Here is a 17642-nt window from a genome sequence, read left to right as displayed (position 1 = left end):
CGTGCCACTATGGAGCCCGGTTTCCGGCGGCCGCCGGCCCGGTACGGGCCGTACGGGAATGTCCCGGCCGGTGCGCACGTTGTACCGGAAGCCAGTCATCCTGCTCTGCTACGTAAGGAATCACTTGACTTTCACTTCTCTTCCTCAGGAACACCAGCCACGCGCCAACGGACGGCGGGCCGACGCCCTGATGGATGAGGACGCCGGGTGGAACGTCTTTGACGCGGAGCGGGACGGTGAGCAGTTCGACCGTGAGGAGCGGGCCGCGCTCCGCCGCGTCGCCGGGCTCTCCACCGAACTCCAGGACGTCACCGAGGTCGAGTACCGGCAGCTCCGCCTGGAGCGGGTGGTGCTCGTCGGCGTCTGGACCTCCGGCTCCGCGGCCGAGGCCGAGAACTCCCTCGCCGAACTGGCCGCGCTCGCCGAGACGGCCGGCGCCCTCGTCCTGGACGGCGTCATCCAGCGCCGCGACAAGCCGGACCCGGCCACCTACATCGGCTCGGGCAAGGCCCAGGAACTGCGCGACATCGTGCTGGAGACCGGCGCCGACACCGTGGTGTGCGACGGCGAGCTCAGCCCCGGCCAGCTGATCCATCTCGAAGACGTGGTCAAGGTCAAGGTGGTGGACCGCACCGCCCTGATTCTGGACATCTTCGCCCAGCACGCCAAGTCCCGGGAGGGCAAGGCGCAGGTATCGCTGGCCCAGATGCAGTACATGCTGCCCCGGCTGCGCGGCTGGGGTCAGTCGCTGTCCCGGCAGATGGGCGGCGGCGGCTCCGGGTCGTCGGGCGGCGGCATGGCCACCCGCGGTCCCGGTGAGACCAAGATCGAGACCGACCGGCGGCGGATCCGCGAGAAGATGGCCAAGCTGCGCCGGGAGATCGCGGACATGAAGACCGGCCGGGACGTCAAGCGCGGCGAGCGGCGCCGCAACCGCGTCCCGTCGGTGGCCATCGCCGGGTACACCAACGCCGGCAAGTCCTCGCTGCTCAACCGGCTCACCGGGGCCGGCGTGCTGGTGGAGAACGCGCTGTTCGCCACCCTGGACCCGACCGTGCGGCGGGCCGAGACGCCGACCGGGCGGGTGTACACCCTGGCCGACACCGTCGGCTTCGTGCGCCACCTGCCGCACCACCTGGTGGAGGCGTTCCGCTCCACCATGGAGGAGGTCGGCGAGTCCGATCTGCTGCTGCATCTGGTGGACGGCTCGCACCCGCAGCCGGAGGCGCAGCTGGCCGCGGTCCGGGAGGTCATCCGCGAGGTCGGTGCGCAGAACGTGCCCGAGATCGTGGTGGTCAACAAGGCCGACATCGCGGACCCGCTGACGCTTCAGCGCCTGCTGCGGGCCGAACCGCGCGCCATGGTGGTGTCCGCCCACACCGGGCAGGGCGTCGAGGAGCTGCTGGAGCTGATCGACGCCGAACTGCCCCGGCCCGAGGTCGAGCTGAAGACCCTGCTGCCGTACACCGCGGGCGCCCTGGTGGCCCGGGTGCACCGGGAGGGCGAGGTGCTCGGCGAGGAGCACACCGCCGAGGGGACCCTGCTCACCGCCCGGGTGCACGAGGAGCTGGCGGCGGAACTGCGCCGCGCCTCGCTCGCCGTCGCCTGACCGGACGCCGCTTCGCTTCCGCCGGACAACACCGGCACCCCGGCCCCGGGCCGCGGCAGACGCCGCGGCCCGGGGCCTCGCCGGCTGCGGGTTGCCTGCCCTCAAGACCTCTCGTTATCTTTTGAATGGCGAGCGAAGGGGGATGCCATGTCGGAGCGGGCGGTACGCGAGGACCTCTTCGGCCAGCTCGCCCGCATCGGCAAGGCCGTGAGCAGCGCCAAGCGGCTGGAGCTGCTCGACATCCTCGGCCAGGGCGAGCGCTCGGTCGAATCGCTCGCCCATGCCACCCGCATGAGTGTCGGCAACACCTCCGCCCATCTCCAGGTGCTGCGCAGCGCCCGGATCGTGGAGAGCCGCCGGCAGGGCACCAGGGTGCTCTACTCGCTCGCCGACGAACAGGTGGGCGTCTTCCTGCGCGGGCTGTGGACGCTGGCCGAATCCCGGCTCGCCGAGGTGGAGCAGATCCTCCGGTCCTATCTGGACGGGGACGGCACCCTGGAGCGGATCACCCGCGAGGAGCTGGTCCGGCGGTCGCTGAGCGGGGACGTCTGCGTGATCGACGTCCGGCCGGTGGAGGAGTACGAGGCCGGCCACATCCCGGGCGCGGTCTCCGTTCCGTTCCAGGAGCTCAGCACGCGGCTGTCGCTGCTGCCCGAGGACACCGACATCGTCGCCTACTGCCGCGGCCCGCACTGTGTGCTGGCGCCCAAGGCGGCGCAGATCCTGCGGCGGTCCGGGCTGCGGGCCCTGGTCCTGGAGGACGGCATGCCGGAATGGCGCGCCGGCGGACTGCCGGTGAGCACCACGTCCGCCGAGTGACAACAACCCCCGGGCGACCCGCCCGGGGTTTCTTCTTCTCCCCGGACGCCGGACCACCGGACCCCGGCCCCCGGACGCCGGACGCCGGGCCGGGCACGTGCCGCGGCGGCGCCGGCCCGCATGGCCCGCGGCCCGCGTGCCCTGCAAGCCCTGCAAGCCCTGCAAGCCTGGACACCGCCTCCTTGCTTCTCTACTATTCAAGAGTTCTTTTGAAAGGGAGCGGACATGAACATCCTCTTCGTGCTGCACGATCCGCCGTACGGGACCGAGCGGGTCTACAACGGCCTGCGCTGGGCCACCGAGGTCGCCCGCCGGGACGGCCACGAGGTGAAGGTCTTCCTGTTCGGCGACGCCGTGGTCGCCGCGGCCCAGGGCCAGAACACACCGCAGGGCTACTACAACACCGGCCGGATGGCGTCCGGCCTGGTCCGGCTGGGCGGGGAGATCGGCTGCTGCGGCACCTGCATGGACGCCCGCGCCCTCGCCGAGGACGGCCTGATCGAGGGCGCCCACCGGTCCTCCATGAAGGAACTCGCCGACTGGACCCTCTGGGCCGGCCAGGTCATCAACGTCTGACCACCCGGCCGCACCGGCACGGCACACACCCCACAGATCACGGAGACACGCATCATGGCGCAGCGCGACATCGTGGTGCTCGGCGGCGGCTTCGGCGGCCTGAGCACCGTACGGGAACTCCAGCGGCACCTCCCCGAATCCGACCGCATCACCCTGATCGACCGCACCGGCAGCCAGTTCCAGGGGCTCTCGCTGCTGTGGCTGATGCGCGGCTGGCGGGACCCGGAGGAGGTCAGGGTGGTCCCCGCCCGGCAGGCCCTCGGCCGCGCCCGCCGGGTCACCGCCCAGGTCACCGCCCTCGACCCGGCCGGCCGCACGGTGCGCACCTCGGCGGGGGAGTTCCGGTACGACGCCCTGGTGCTGGCGCTCGGCGCACGCAACGACACCGCCGCCCTGCCCGGCCTGGACCGGGCACTGGCCGACGGCAGCGCCGTGCACCACTACAGCCCCGACGCCGCCGTCCGGGCCCACGCCCGGCTGCGCGCGATGCGTTCCGGCAAGATCGTCGTCCTGGTCCCTTCCCTCCCCTACCGCTGCCCGGCCGCGCCGTACGAAGGGGCCATGCTGGCCGCCTGCCTGCTGGACGAGACCGGGGCCCGGGACGGCGTGGCGCTGGACGTCTACACGCCCGAGCCGCAGCCCATGCCCGTGGCCGGCCCGGCGGTGGGCCGGGCCGTGGTCTCCGCGCTGGAGGAGCGGAAGATCGGTTTCCACCCCGGGCACCAGGCGGAACGGGTCGACGCGGCGGCCCGCGAGGTGGTGTTCACGGACGGCACCCGGGTCCCCTTCGACCTGCTGCTGGCGGTGCCGCCGCACCGGCCCCCGGAACCGGTGGCCGGCGCCGGGTTCTCCCCGGCCGGATGGGTGCCGGTGGACGCCCACACCCTGCGCACCGCGGCGGACGGCATCTGGGCACTGGGTGACAACGCCGCCATCACGCTGCTCAACGGCAAGCCGCTGCCCAAGGCCGCGGTCTTCGCCCGGGGGCAGGCCGAGGCGGTGGCCTCCGGTGTCGCCCGCGCGCTGGGCCACGACGCGCCGGAACCGCACTTCACCGGCCACGGCCACTGCTACCTGGAACTCGGCGGCCGCCGGGCGGCGAAGGGCGAAGGCGACTTCTACCACCGCGACGGCCCCCGGGTCGTCATGTCCGAGCCGTCCGAGGCGCTGCACCGGGAGAAGGAACGCGAGGAGGCGGACTGGCTGGCGCAGTGGAGCGGAGGCGGCCCCGTCCCGGCCCGCTGACCCTCCCGCGCCCCGCTCCTCAGCCCGGCCGGCGGAATCCGCGGCCGTGCGGGAGGCCATGGGCCCGCCGGGGCGCCACCCACGGCTGACCGGGCGTGCCGAGGTCCCCGGGACCCGGCCGAGTCCGGTCCCGGGGACCTCAGCAGGCCGACCGCGGTGCGGTGCCCGTGCGATCGGCGGTGTGCGGTGCGGTCAGCCCGAGGTGCAGTCCGTCCCGTTGAGGGTGAAACCGGTGGGGGCCGGGTTGCTGCCGTTGTGCGTGCCCTGGAAGCCGAAGCTGACGGCGGCGCCCGGCGCGATGGCCGCGTTCCAGGCCGCGTTGCGGGCGGTGACCTGGGTACCGGACTGGCTGACGGTGGCGTTCCAGCCGTTGGTGACCTGCTGGCCGCCGGCCCAGTTCCAGGTGAGTGTCCAGCCGTTGACGGTGCCGGAGCCGGTATTGGTCACGGTGACATCGGCGGTGAACCCGTTGTTCCAGCTGCTCGGCGTGTACCTCACCCGGCAGGTCCCGTCCCCGGTTCCTCCGGTGGTGGTTCCTCCGGTGGTGGTGCCTCCGGTGGTGGTGCCCCCGGTGGTGGTGCCTCCGGTGGTGCCGGGGTTGCTGCCGTCAAGTCCGAAGAAGGCGATGGCTTCGGCGGCCATGCCGCTTCCGGGCAGGCTGTGACCGGCGCCCTGCACGGAGATGGCCTCGACCCGCACGGTGCCCCCGGAGTCGGCGAAGCGCTGCCGGTTCCAGGCGGGCTGGGGCTGGTCGGTGGAGGTCGGGCTCTGGCTCAGCCCGAACACGTTGGTCCACTGCTCGGTCTCCTCCCTCAGCAGCTGGTACGGCACCAGGGTGTCGTCGGTTCCGTGCCAGAGCTGCACCCGCGGGCGGGGGCCGGAGTATCCCGGGTGGGCCTGACGGACCGCGTCGCCCCAGGACTGCGGGGTGCGGTCCATACTGCCGCCGGTGCACCGGCTCGACCAGGGCGGGAAGTCCGCCTCCCCCGCGAAGCAGTCGAAGGGAACGCCCATGAACACCGCTCCGGCCCGGAACACATCCGGATAGAGGGCGAGCAGGGCGTTGGTCTCCATCCCGCCGGAGGAGGAGCCGGTGACGAAGACCCGCCCGGCGTCGCCGCCATGGTTCCGCACGACATGGTCCACCATGGAGACGATTGACGCCGGGTCGCTGCCACCGCCCCGCCGCTTGGACGCGTCCGACCACACGTCGAAGCAGTTGCCCATCGCGGTGGACTTGGTGGCCGTCGGATAGATGACGATGAAGCCGTGCCGGTCGGCCAGCGATCCGAACTCGCTGCTCTGGAAGAAGCCGGGACCGGAGCCGCCGCAGCCGTGCATGGCGACCAGGACCGCAGGGCTGGCCGGGCGGGAGTCCGGCACGTAGACGTGCATGCGTAAATTGCCTGGGTTGCTTCCGAAATCGGGCACTTCCACCAGTGATGCGGCGGTGGCCGGGGTGGCCAGGCCGAGGCCGGCCATGATGATCACCAAGGCGCTGAGCGCGGCCGCCGACGCGGCCCTGATTCGTGTCACCCTTCCTCCTCTCGGACGGTCCGCCCACGACTGCGAAGTTAGGCATGTTCATGACGACCGTCAAGGCATCGACAAATACTGGAGCAGGCGTGTGCCGGGCAGGGCGGAACGCCCGGCCGCTCACTGTGGGGCGGCGACGGTTTCCAGTACGTCCTCGGCCAGGTCCCGGGCCGGAGCGGCCAGTCGGCCATGCAACGTCCGGAAGAGGTCCTGCGCCGCGACGCCGGGCCAGTCGGCCGGCAGCACGGCCCCGGGCAGCCGGGGGTCCTGGCGGATCAGCAGCAGCCACTGGGCGGTCAGCAGCGTCCGCCGGGACAGGGCGTCCGAGGGCACCGGAGAACCGCCGGACCACCGCTTGAGAAACCGCTGGTATCCGGCGGCGATCACCGGCAGGTCCCATGCCTCCCGCACGATCCGGGCGGGGTCGGTCCACCGTGCCGCCTCGGCCCGGAAGACCTCGCAGTGTTCCAGCAGATCCAGCTCGCCCAGTTCCCCGGAGACATCGGTGTCCCGCGGGGAGACCCACAGGCCGCTGCGCAGCGGTCCGAAGCCGCGCCAGCTCAGCCGGGTGCGCAGGGCATGCCGGTCGGCCCGCCGGGCCTCCGGTACGGAGAAGGCCAGCAGTGTCCAGCGCCCGTCCCAGTCCCCGAGGACGATGTCGGCCTCCAGCCGGTCGCGGCCGTCGCGCAACACCGCGTCCGCGCGCGGGGTCAGCGCGAGGAAGACCCGGCGGCCACGGCGGACCGGGCGCAGCAGGCCGCGGCCGGACATCCGGGCGATCGTCGCCCGGGTGGCGTGCTCGCCGACGCCGAGCCGGCCGAGTACCGTGATGACGCCGCCGGTTGCCACCGCCACGTCGCGGCCGAGCACCTGGTCGCCGAAGAGAGCGAAGATCAGCGACTGGGCACTCACGGCCCGTGCCGCATCGCCGTCCCCGGCGCCCGCTCCCCCCGCCACCATGCGCTTCCCTTCACCGCCCGGTTCCCGCGCCCGGTTCCCGCGCCCGGCACCCGCCGGCGGGGCGGGCGGCCGGGATCGTTCCGGGATGGTAACCCGGCCGGCCGGGCGGCTCAGGAAGGACGCGGTCCCGGCCGGCCCGGTACGGGGGCCGGGGCGTACCGGGCGCGCAGCCGGTCCTTGAGAAGCTTTCCGGAGGCGGTGCGGGGCAGTTCGTCCACCACCAGCACCGAGCGCGGGATCTTGTACCGGGCCAGGGTACGGGCCAGGAAGGGCGGTATCCGCTCGGGGTCGATGCCGGCACCGGGGCGGGGAACGACCAGGGCGAGGCCGGTCTCGCCCCATGTCTCGTCGGGTACGCCGATGACGGCGCAGTCGGCGATGTCCGGGTGGTCCAGCAGGGCCTCCTCGACCTCGGCGGGGCAGACGTTCTCGCCGCCGGATATGTACATGTCCTTGATCCGGTCGGCGATGACGAGGTGGCCGTCGGCATCCGCGCGGGCGGCGTCCCCCGTGCGCAGCCAGCCGTCGGTGAAGGCGTCGGCGGTCGCGTCCGGCAGTCCCCAGTAGCCGGGGCCGACGTGCGGACCGCGCACCACGATCTCGCCCGTCTCGCCCGGTGCCGCCTCGGTCAGGTCGGCCCGGACCACCTTGACGTCGGTGAAGAAGTGCGGGACACCGGCCGCACCGGCCTTGGCCGCCGTGTGCTCGGCGGCCAGGGAGAGCACGCCGGGCCCGGCCTCGGTCATGCCGTAGCCCTGCCGGAGGGTCAGTCCGCGCTCCAGGCAGCTGCGGATCAGCCGGGCGGGCACGGGCGCCCCGCCGCAGGTGAGCAGGCGCAGCGTGGACAGGTCCGCGGTCTGCCAGGCGGGATGCCGGCACATCAGTTCGTACATGGTGGGCACGCCGAACATGAAGGTGATGCGGTGGCGGGCGATCGTCTCCAGGGTGCGGCCGGGGTCGAAGGAGCCGGCCAGCACGCAGGTACCTCCCTTGAGCAGCACCGGCAGGGCGATCATGCCCAGACCGGCGGCGTGGAACAGCGGAGCGGTCACCAAGGCCCGTTCCGTGGCCAGCAGGTCGTGGTCGATCAGGACATTGACCGCGTTCCAGATGAGATTGGCATGGGTGAGCATGGCGCCCTTGGGCCGGCCGGTGGTGCCCGAGGTGTACATGATCAGGCACAGGTCGTCGGCGCGGACGGGCTCGTCCAGGGGATCGTCGACCGCCTCGGCCAGCCAGGTCTCGTAGCGCGGGCCGGTCTCCAGCACCACGGCCGGCCGGGCCTCCGGGGCCAGCGCGGCCGCCTCACCGCGGTGCGAAGGGGCGTGCACCAGCACCGCCGGGCCGCAGTCCCGCACCTGGTGGCCGAGCTCCGCCGCGGTCAGCCTGGTGTTCAGCGGGACGAAGACGGCGCCCAGCATCCCGGAGGCGAACAGGGTCTCCAGAAACGTGTGGTGGTTGGGGCCCAGATAGGCGATCCGGTCGCCGTGCCGCACACCCCGGGCGCGCAGCGCGTGCGCCAGCCGGGCGGTGCGCCGGTGCAGGGCGTCGTAGGTGAGCGGGGCGTCGCCGTCGTCCTGGACGAGTGCCGTCCGGTGCGGGGTGCGGCGGGCCCGCCGGGCCGGCCAGGACCCCAGGCCCTGGTTGCGCATGGCGGCTCCTCGGCGAGTCGGAGGGTACGGGATGCGCCGCCCCGCGGAGCGGCCGGGAGCGCCCCGGCGGCGTCGATGCAGCTCCGCGCGGGCACCTGCGGCAACCCGCGCGGAGCTGCGGTCCTGTGCGCCGCCGGTCAGGCGAGGGCGCAGGTCTCGCCGTTGAGCGTGAAGGCGGCCGGGGCCGGGTTGGTGCCGCCCCTGGTCCCGATGAATCCGACGGTGACGGAGCCGCCGGCCGGGATGGTGCGGGTCCAGTCCACCGGGGTGACGCTCACCGTGCCGCCGCTCTGGGCCGGTGTGCCGCCCCACATCTGGGTGACGGCCTGGCCCGCGGTGAAGTCGAAGGCCAGGGTCCAGCCGGTGAGGGCGGCGGTGCCGGTGTTGCGGATGACGATCTCGCCCTGGAAACCACCGCCCCAGTCGTTGACCACGCGGTAGCCCACACCGCAGGAACCGGCGGTCGTCTCCTCGGTGGTGACCGTGACGGTGGCGGAGCGCGCCGAGCGGTTCCCCGCCGCATCCCGTGCGTAGACGGCGAAGGTGTAGGCGGTGGCCGGGCTCAGGCCGGTGACGGTGACCCGGTTGGTGGCGGAGGAGGCGACCGTGGTCTCGGCACCGCCGCTGACCCGGACCACGTCGTAGCCGGTCACCCCCACATTGTCGCTGGACACCGCCCAGTTCAGCGTCGCGGAGGTGGCCGTCACCGCGGAAACGGCCGGCGTTCCGGGCACCGTCGGGGCCTGGTCGTCGCCGGGATCGGTGCCGTCACCGAACTGGGTGAAGAAGTTCCAGGTCTCGCCCGGGAGCCAGGTACGGGAGCCGCTGTCGCCGGCGGCCCCGTCCTGCGGCGCGGCGATATGACCCTCGTCGAAGGCGGCCCACACCACCGGATACCCGTCACGGCATCCCGAATACGCGGTGGTGATATGGGTCAGGCTGCCCTGAGCCGGCTCCGGCGGGCTCTGCGCGGTGCATCCGTTGTTTCTGACGAACCTGTCGCGCAGCGACCTGCCGCTGGCGATGCCGGCGACGCTGTCCCTGATGCCGTGCGCCCCGAAGTAGGCGACCGGCCGGGTACCGCCGCTGCACCCGCTGACCTGCCCCGGGGCGCCGTAGGCGGCGACCGCGCGGAAGACGTCGGGCCGGGCGCAGGCGAGCGCATGGCTCATAGAACCGCCGTAGCTGAACCCCAGGGCGAAACGCTGCGTCGTCTCGATGCACAGATCCTGCTCGATCATCGCGATCATGTCGTCGACGAAGGTGACGTCCTGGCCGCCGGAATTGGCCCACGCGTTGTCGATGCCCTGGGGTGCGACGAAGATGGTGCTGTCGCCGGCCAGGCGCTGCAGGCCGTAGTAGGCCCAGGTTCCTCTCTCCACCGTCCGGCCCGTTGCGACGTCGTCGGCGGTGGCGCCCCACCAGTGGAATCCGAACACCAGGCGGTGGGGGTGGGTGTTGTCGTAGCGGTCGGGGATGTCCAGGATGAAGCTGCGTTGTCCTCCGCCGCTCTGGATCGTGTGTGTGCCGTCCCGCAGAGCCGGGGTCTTGCCGCAGCCGGCGGTCGCCGCATGAGTACCGGCCTCGGTGGACCGTGTGCCGTCCTCGGGGCTGCTGCCCATGGCCGGGCCGCCGGTGGCCAGTGACAGAAGCGCCGCGATGACGACCGGCACCAGGCGGTGCCTACTGCTCGCCATGTGAGGATCCCTTCTGTGGTCGATATGTCGACATGCGGTCCTCCTTCATCGCGTGGGGAGACCGGCTCGCTGGGCTCCCCCGGTGTGGCCGGGTGCCCCCGCGGCAGGTGCGGGGACACCCGGCACGGGTGGTCAGCAGGCGGAGTTGGTCTGGGTCGGCAGACCCGTGCCCGCCAGGGCAGTGGGATGTGGTCACCGCCGGCGCTCGGGCTCATCCCCTGGTAGAGGAACTGCAGCCGGCAGGGATTGAAGGTGAGCATCTGATCGTTGTTCGCCCTGAGCAGCTCACCGTGGCCGAAGTCCTGGGTCCGTGCCGTGCCGCTGTTGCGGTTCACCAGCACGTACACCGGGCCGCGGGACGGCTCGGTGGCGTCCCGCTTCCTCTCGTTCTCGGCGGTGACGCTCGGCATGCGGAGCATTCGGAAGGGGGCGAGCCGCGCGTTCGCCCGGACCGGATGTTCCATGCGTCTCCCTTCTGACGGAGCAGAGGAGCGGGAGCGCTCCCAGACGGCGGCCGCCGCCCTGGGAGGGAAGGCGGACCGCCCGGCTCTCCGCGGGCTTCCGTGCAGGCCGCTCACGTCGGCGCACGCCCGCGATTCCATGTCACGGACATGACATCCTGCGCCGGGTTTCCTGTCCGTCACCGCCGGCACCCGGCCGACGCCGGGGAGCGACGACCGTAACGTAGCCCAGCCGGCAGGACCCAACAAGCCTGTTGTTATCGGTAACACAAAAAACTTTCGACCATTCTCCGAAATTCTTCACCGCCCGCGCCCGGATGCCCGACCGCCTGACGCCACGCGGGTCGGGCGGTGGGCCGGCCTTGAGCACTCCCCGAGTCTGTTAGCGCACACAGCAAGCCCGATGCCCGCATGGTCCGTCCCGCGGTCCATGGCGAGGCGCCGTCGCACCCGGTCGCCGGCCCGATCCGGTCCCAGGGCATTGCGTACCCTGGGGTGGTCGTCACGGCAGGGGCCGGAGAGCCGGCGCCGGCATTCCGTCCCTGCCTGACGGCGTGTCAGGAAGTCGGCAATCGGTCAGCGAGAGTCCTGCAGAACCTGGTGAACGCCGGCCGAGCGCGCGACTTGCCAGAGGGTACGGAAAACGCCCTTGACCTGCACGGATGCAGGCAGGGAGCCAGACACCGGGAGTGCCGCAATGCTGCGTACCATGTTCAAGTCGAAGATCTAGCATCTGGGTGTTTGCGCAGGTCAGAGGCGTAGTGCGGCCGTTCAGGTCAGCAAATGGTCAGCATTGGGCGCGTGAGCGTCCTGACAAACCAGCGGTGTCAGTCCTCGCCGGGCCACTCGTGCATGGTTGATTCCACTGACAGGTCCCGTACGCCCTTGAGACGGACCTCCGTTGGCAGTTCGACTTCGAAGCGGTGCACGGGGTCGTTCACCATACGGAGGGTCGGCTTGCCGGCGCCCTTCTCCAAATGTGAAGCGATCACGAGCGTGTAGTTTTCACGCTCGGCCCAGGCCCGTACGAACTCCGAACGGGTAAGGGACAATTCACCCGGGACGGCACATCCGTGGGCCTTTATCTCGTAGTAGCGTCCGGTCGAGTCATATGCGTCGGCGCCCACGCCTGACGCACCCCGCTGGTCCTCCAGCTCGACACCCCGCTCTTGCAGGATCCGGCGGAGCGCCTGGATGACGAGCTCCTCCTTGTCGTGGTCTTCGTAGCCGAGGGGTGAGGCTTTGCTGTTCGGCGGGGCGCCTCCGGGCCTGGGCTGGGGGAGTGGGGTGCCGTGTCGGTGGTGCGCAGATCTCCTTGCCCCCGGTGTCCGGGCAGAATTACTGTCCGGTGTGGACGGCACTCCAGTGCGGGTGACCTTGCCGGGCAGCACGTCGAAGACGACCACGTCCACTAAGGCGTGTCTGGCAAATGCTCTTGTCGGGGTTCGCGGAGCCAGAGGATGAGTGCCGCGAGGTGGAGTCCGGCCCGGTAGCGGGCGGCGAGTTTGTCGAAGCGGGTCGCGATGGCGCGGAACTGTTTGAGCCGGTTGAAGCAGCGTTCGACGACGTTGCGGGCCTTGTAGAGGTCGCGGTCGAAGGCCGGTGGCCTGCCGCCGGCCTGTCCGCGCCGCATCCGGTTGGCCTTCTGGTCGGCCCTTTCGGGGATCACCGCGCGGATGCCCCGGCGCCGCAGGGCCTGGCGGATCGCCCGTGAGGAGTACGCCTTGTCCGCAATGACCGTGTCGGGCCTGCGGCGCGGCCGGCCGGCCCCGGTCCGGGGCACTCGCACCGCGTCCAGGACCGCGTCGAAGGCGGTGGAGTCGTTGACGTTGCCCGGCGTGAGCAGGACGGCCAGGGGCAGGCCCCGGCCGTCGCAGGCAAGGTGGACCTTGGTGGTCAGCCCGCCGCGGGACCGGCCCAGCGCCTGGCCAGCCTGCGTGCGTGCCGGATCTTCCAGTTCGTCCCCCGCGCCCGCCCCTTTTTGCGGGCGCCGGCGGCGTGCTGGTGGGCCCGGTTGATCGTGGAGTCGACCGACACGGTCCACTCCACCACCCCGAACGAGTCGTCGCGGACCTGGACCTCCTCCAGCAGGCGGCCCCAGGTCCCGTCCGCCTCCCACCGGGCAAACCGCTCATAGACCGTCTGCCACGGGCCATAGCGTTCCGGCAGGTCACGCCACGGAGCCCCGGTCCGCAACCGCCACAACACACCATTGATCACCTGCCGGTGATCCCGCCACGGACGACCCCGCCCGTCAACACCCGGCAACAGCGGCGCTATCCGCTCCCACGCCGCATCCGTCAGCTCACCACGACCCACCACAAGATCAATTATCAGACAGGTCCTAGGGGGCGCGCGACCGGCGTGTGCTGCGGGCCGGACTGGTTGCTAGGCCCAGGGTTTCCGGGCGCAGGCGCTGAACCGGTGCGTGGCGGCGGGACGAAGCCGATCGGGCCAGCGGGGCCAGCAGGGCTGGTGCTGGTGCCCCGCTGGGGGGTGGTCTGCACGTTCGGCGTCCGCGTGGTGGGAGCCACGGGGGCCAGCTGGGCACGCTGGCGTAGTTCTTCGGCGAGCCGTTGCCGTTCCTCGCGGTCTCGCTGCGCTGCCGAAGTGAGCGCCGTCCCGGCCTCCGCCTGCACCAGGCGTTCTTCCCAAACGTCCCGCCAGGTGTGGCCCACGCGCGACCGTGCTTCCGCGAAGTGCGCGGCGATCGCCGCTCCCGTTCCCGACTTGGTGGTCATTGCCGCGTGCGAGTCTAGGAACAGCGTGTTGCGGCTGCGGTCGATCTGCGCGTCGACGGGGAGCGTGATGGGCTCGTGGTTGGGTCCCGGATCGATGCGGATCCGCAGACCGGGGAACAGCCGTACTTCCAAGCCCGCTAGCCACGCCCAGTCGGTGAAAGCCTCCGCCATTTCGGGCTCGTCGCGCACCAGAAGGTCCTGGAGCGCGGCGACTCCCCGACGGAAGTCCCCAGTGAGGCTCGCGTCGACCGGCTGGTCCAGGAGTGCCCCCTCGGCCGCGTTCACATCTCCGGTCTCATACGTGACCTGGGCACCCGCGACGTCCAGGGGCGTGACGCGCAGCCGTCCGAACAGTGCCGTGAACTGTTGTACGTTTCCTCCGGGCTTCCACAGCGGCAGGTGGCTCGTCACTGCTCGCTCGACCTGGGCGTCGGCCACGGCGAACACCGGCCGACTCGTGCCTTTGACCCAGCCGGCCGTGGTCCACAGCGGCAGGTTGCGTAGCCTGCTCTGCAGCCCTGGTGGCATGGGCTTGTCGTCGGTGGAGAGCATGTCTCGCAGGCGGCGCAGAGCCTCGAGCATGACCCGTTCGCGCTCGGCGTCGGGGGCGGCACCGGTCGCGGACATCTTCTTCAGTACGTCGATGAGGTCGTCGAGCCCGGGCTCGGGGATGCCCAGCGCCTGCCACAGAGGGTCGACGTCCGCCCCGGTCAGGGTGAAGGGGCGGAAGCCGCGCAGGATTGCAGGTCCCCGGAAGCACTCACCGGACCTCGACCAGCCCCGGTCGGTCAGGACGAGGTCCTCGTACGAGAACGCGTTGCGGATCTGCTTCTCGACCGCGGTCGAGGAGGTGTCCGCCGAGCGGTGCGTCAGACGCCGGGCCAGGGATTGGTAGACCAGCAGCGCCTCAGCTCTCAGGCTGTCCGGCACGCCGGCCTCGGTGTCGGCGTCGTCGCAGCGGTCGCGGAGTTCCCGCAGCCGTTCCATCAGGCGTGGGACGTCGGGATTGCCCGAGACACCGAGTGCGGTGAGGACCTCCGTGCGGGTGGCCAGCGCCTGGTGAATGGCCGGGTGCAGGTAGCCGGGATCCTCCAGCCCGTACAGGGCTTCTGTGTCCCGTGTCCGCAAGGTGAGGCGGGCCGGCGGCTTGAGCCGGCCGTGGCTGTCCTCCAGCCAGGCGGTCTCCCGGAGCCGCCACACCCAGAGGGCCGCCGTCTCACCCCTGAGGTTCCACTTGTAGTGGCCCCGGGCCATGGGGACGACGGACTGGTCCGCACCGGTCAGCGGTGCGGTGAGAGTGCGCAGCAGTGCGGCTGTGCGGCGGCGTCGCTCGTCTACGTCCTTCTCAGCGACGATGTTCTCGACCACGGCGAAGAGGTCGTCGCCGGTCAGATCGTCCAGGGTGTGGTCGGCTCCCTTGGCCGCCATCTCCGACCGCCGGCCTGTGACGGACCACCTGCAGTTCTGCGCGAGGCCGAGACGGGAGTCTCCCGGGTACGTCTTGGTGTCCCACGGGTTGTACAGCTCGCGCACCGGAGTGAGCCGTGGAGCGCCCGCCACGCCCAGCAGCCGGAGGAAGGCCGTTCCGCTTAGACCGCCTGCCCGGGCGGCGGGGAGCAGTGATCGCGCGTAGGAGCGGCGCACCCAGATGAGACTGGGTGTCCTGCGTGCCGCGACCTCGAACCGGTCCCCGTCGGCGCTCTCCAGCGACTGAGGGAGATAGGCGGCGCCGGGCTGCACGCGGCGGGCCTGTTCGGTCCCGTCCTTGTCGTAGGTGAAGCCGTTGAGGAGAACGGCCCGTCCGATGCCCGGACCGAGCCGGTCGCGCTGCTTCTTGGGCAGCTCGCTGAGCGCCTGCTGCAGGGCTACGAGCCGGGCGGCCTCCGTCGCCTCGTCGCCGTCGGTAAGTCGTCTCCCGGCTTGTCCGAGCCGGGAGACGATCCGCAGTACGGCTGCCGTGTCGTTGCGGCGCACCAGACAGTCCCGGCGACGCAGCCAGGCGATGACGCTCTTCGCCCGGACGTTGTCCTCCGCGTAGGCGGGATGCAGGTCCAGAACCACGCCCAGCACATCCAGGGGGCCGCTGGCCCCGCCGGACGCGTCCGCAAACGCGTTCTCCACGGGCTGTGGCCGAAGGCGGCGCCCGTCGGCGGTGACCAGGCACGTCCGGGCGGCCAGCGCGTACTCGTGGCCAGCCTCGAGGGCGACTGCGGTAAGCCGTACGAACCGCGTGACGTCCTGCCACTCGTCGTCGGAGAACAAGACGAGGGCATCCATGAGCCGCACCTCTGCGCGCAGGGACGCGGCACCCGCCGCACGCCAGTCCGCAAGGACGTTCCGCCAGCGGCCGCCGCTGTCGCGGACGGCGGCAGGCAGGGCGTATCGGGCTTCGCACAGCCGTGCGATGTCGGTGTCGTCGAGGACCCCCGACAGCGTGGCCTCCTCGACCGCGAAGTCGGACAGCGGGACCGCAGGCCCACCCCCCGCGACCGGCAGGACCAGGTCGGCAGCGAGTGACTGCCGGGCGCGCGTGAGCAGCTCGGTGCGGATCCGGTCCTGGAGCAGGTGCGCCGGTGCGGAGCCCGGCGGGCGGGGAAGCGGAACAAGGTGCCACGCCGTGTGATCCACCCTCTCCAGGACGTCGCGTACGGCGGTTTCCCATAGGTCGGCAATCACGGGGACGAGCTGTGCGTTGAGGCGGCTGTCGGCCAACCCTTCGCGGCTGGCGACGGGGTCGAACTGGGTATGGACGCGGGCTGCCACGTCCAACGGGGCGACAGGCAGGCCGGCATGGACACTGCCGGACACCTCGCCCCCCAGGGGGAGCGCGATACCCACGGGCACGACCGGGCCCAGTGCCTTGTGGCTCCGTTCCCATTCCGGTTGCGGTTCCACCTGCGCCGTGTACACACGCCACACCGCTTCGTCGGTCGTCCGGGCGTGCCGCACTCTCACCTCATGCTCGATGCCCTGGACCGTTAGCCGATGCCGTGCCACGTCAGTCCAGGCCAGGGTCAGTCTGGCGCTGTGCTCGCCGGCCGTCACCTCCAGATCGCGGAGATGGCACAGGAAGAGCAGGGAAGCGTCGTTCCAGTCGTCGAACCATTCGAAGAGCCGGGCCGCGGTCAGCTTTCCGGGGGCCAGTGGGATACGGAAGACGGTCCACTCGGGACCGGAAATCTCGTCGGGGAAATTGGGCGGCGGCGCGGGCTCGAGGTCGGTTCCGCAGAAGCGCACGTGGAACGGGTGGCAGTGCACCTCCCACACCGTCGAGAGGGCCCTCAGCGTGGACAGTCCGATGCCGAACCGGCCGGTGGCCGCGGCGTCAGCGGTCTTGCCGGTGAGCCAGCGCATGCCGAGCGGGAGTACATCGGCCAGACACAGGCCGGCTCCGTCGTGGGCGACCAGCATGTCGTCGGACCGAAGCAGGACGCGCAACTGGCCGGCTCCCGCGTCATCGGAGTTCTGGACGAACTCGGAGAGGACCTGCAGGCGGTCCGTCGAGAGCGTCTCGGCGCCGCGCAAAGCGCCCTCAGCCATCCTGCGGTGGACCCCGCGACCGCTACGCAGTCCCTGATTGAAGAGCCGGACGGCGCGCGCCGCTTCCTCCGGCGTCGACACCTCCACTTCCACAGATGCGTCCGGATCCTCCAAAAGCGTGCGCACAGCCGTCGTGAGAGCGTCCACGTCGTAACCCTCCCCGTTGGTGCCTTGTGACACCGCCAAGGTTGAGGCTGGGACGGTTTCCCGATGGTCGTGTGGGCGTAATCCAGCCATGTGCGGGCATAGTTACGGCGAGGGCCCTGAACTGGCTGGCCGCCGCCGACACTGCGGGTGCAGGAAGCGGGGCGGATGACAAGCGGCTCCGACAGCATCGGGAACGCGGCGAAAACTGATCCCGGTCGCCCCTCGATTGTCACACCGTCCTGGTAGAGCGCCTCGGTCGACGAAAACTGCCCGCCCTAGCCTCAATACCAGTGACTTAAGCGTTGTGGCTGGTAGAGTGAACCGCCCCGATCTGGCTGGCCACCCTCCCCGACGACGGACCCACCGGCCAACTCTTCAACGACCGTGAACCGCTACCCTGGTAGCTCGGAACGACCAATTTGCATTGTCGGTCCACCGCGATCATCACTGCCCTATCAAATCTCACTCTGGGTCCCCTGAGACGTTCCGGAGTCGGGCCCTCGGCGCCCATACGTGGACAAAGTCATGACCCGGTCCGCTGGTCTGTCCTATCCTTGCATGGTCTGTCCGCATTGCTGCCAGCCGACACCGATGGTGTTCCCGCGTCGGGCTGGCGAAGGTGCGCTGAGCGAAGCCATCCCGTCGCACTTAGGAACCCG

At 71.2% G+C, this 17642-nt stretch carries 11 protein-coding genes; 4 read left to right on the top strand and 7 right to left on the bottom strand.

Annotated features, from left to right (window positions below; translation table 11 throughout):
- Positions 1-124 precede the first annotated feature (124 nt).
- From hflX to GQS09_RS06620, 4 genes are all read left to right on the top strand, one after another.
- Positions 125-1609: a GTPase HflX gene (gene hflX, locus GQS09_RS06635; RefSeq protein ID WP_243761167.1), complete on the top strand. Its 1485-nt coding sequence runs from the start codon at positions 125-127 to the stop codon at positions 1607-1609.
- 147 nt (positions 1610-1756) lie between these two features.
- On the top strand, positions 1757-2428 hold the full coding sequence (locus GQS09_RS06630) for a metalloregulator ArsR/SmtB family transcription factor (protein WP_165985051.1): 672 nt from the start codon (positions 1757-1759) through the stop codon (positions 2426-2428).
- 225 nt (positions 2429-2653) lie between these two features.
- Positions 2654-3004, top strand: coding sequence for a DsrE/DsrF/TusD sulfur relay family protein (locus GQS09_RS06625; protein ID WP_165985050.1), 351 nt, complete (start codon positions 2654-2656; stop codon positions 3002-3004).
- Positions 3005-3058: 54 nt separating this feature from the next.
- On the top strand, positions 3059-4249 hold the full coding sequence (locus GQS09_RS06620) for an NAD(P)/FAD-dependent oxidoreductase (RefSeq protein ID WP_165985049.1): 1191 nt from the start codon (positions 3059-3061) through the stop codon (positions 4247-4249).
- A gap of 192 nt (positions 4250-4441) precedes the next feature.
- Here GQS09_RS06620 and GQS09_RS30290 read toward each other — a convergent pair whose 3' ends face one another.
- The 7 genes from GQS09_RS30290 to GQS09_RS06585 form a co-directional block, all read right to left on the bottom strand.
- On the bottom strand, positions 4442-5785 hold the full coding sequence (locus GQS09_RS30290; protein ID WP_313896017.1) for a PHB depolymerase family esterase: 1344 nt from the start codon (positions 5783-5785) through the stop codon (positions 4442-4444).
- Positions 5786-5905: 120 nt separating this feature from the next.
- A complete protein-coding gene (locus GQS09_RS06610) occupies positions 5906-6745 on the bottom strand; it encodes a PaaX family transcriptional regulator C-terminal domain-containing protein (RefSeq protein WP_165985048.1) in 840 nt (279 codons plus the stop codon).
- Positions 6746-6855: 110 nt separating this feature from the next.
- Positions 6856-8397 carry a long-chain fatty acid--CoA ligase gene (locus GQS09_RS06605; protein ID WP_165985047.1) on the bottom strand — a complete coding sequence of 514 codons (1542 nt, stop codon included), beginning with the start codon at positions 8395-8397 and terminating at the stop codon, positions 6856-6858.
- Positions 8398-8534: 137 nt separating this feature from the next.
- The gene (locus GQS09_RS06600; RefSeq protein ID WP_165985046.1) at positions 8535-10094 is read right to left on the bottom strand and encodes a cellulose binding domain-containing protein; all 1560 of its coding nucleotides are present in this window, start codon (positions 10092-10094) and stop codon (positions 8535-8537) included.
- Between the two features lie 1288 nt (positions 10095-11382).
- On the bottom strand, positions 11383-11967 hold the full coding sequence (locus tag GQS09_RS06595) for a DUF3883 domain-containing protein (RefSeq protein ID WP_165985045.1): 585 nt from the start codon (positions 11965-11967) through the stop codon (positions 11383-11385).
- Positions 11967-12874 (bottom strand): IS5 family transposase gene (locus tag GQS09_RS06590; protein WP_165985044.1). Its coding sequence is split into 2 segments (ribosomal slippage): positions 11967-12526 and positions 12526-12874, totalling 909 coding nucleotides; the frame shifts between segments, so codons are not numbered across the junction. The genes GQS09_RS06595 and GQS09_RS06590 overlap by 1 nt, the downstream gene beginning before the upstream one ends.
- Before the next feature lie 14 nt (positions 12875-12888).
- Positions 12889-16983 carry a proline-rich domain-containing protein gene (locus GQS09_RS06585; RefSeq protein WP_165985043.1) on the bottom strand — a complete coding sequence of 1365 codons (4095 nt, stop codon included), beginning with the start codon at positions 16981-16983 and terminating at the stop codon, positions 12889-12891.
- Positions 16984-17642: the final 659 nt, after the last annotated feature.

The organism is Streptomyces sp. YIM 98790, assembly GCF_011421595.1.
Lineage (GTDB): Bacteria > Actinomycetota > Actinomycetes > Streptomycetales > Streptomycetaceae > Streptomyces.
This window is presented reverse-complemented; position numbering and strand designations above follow the sequence as displayed.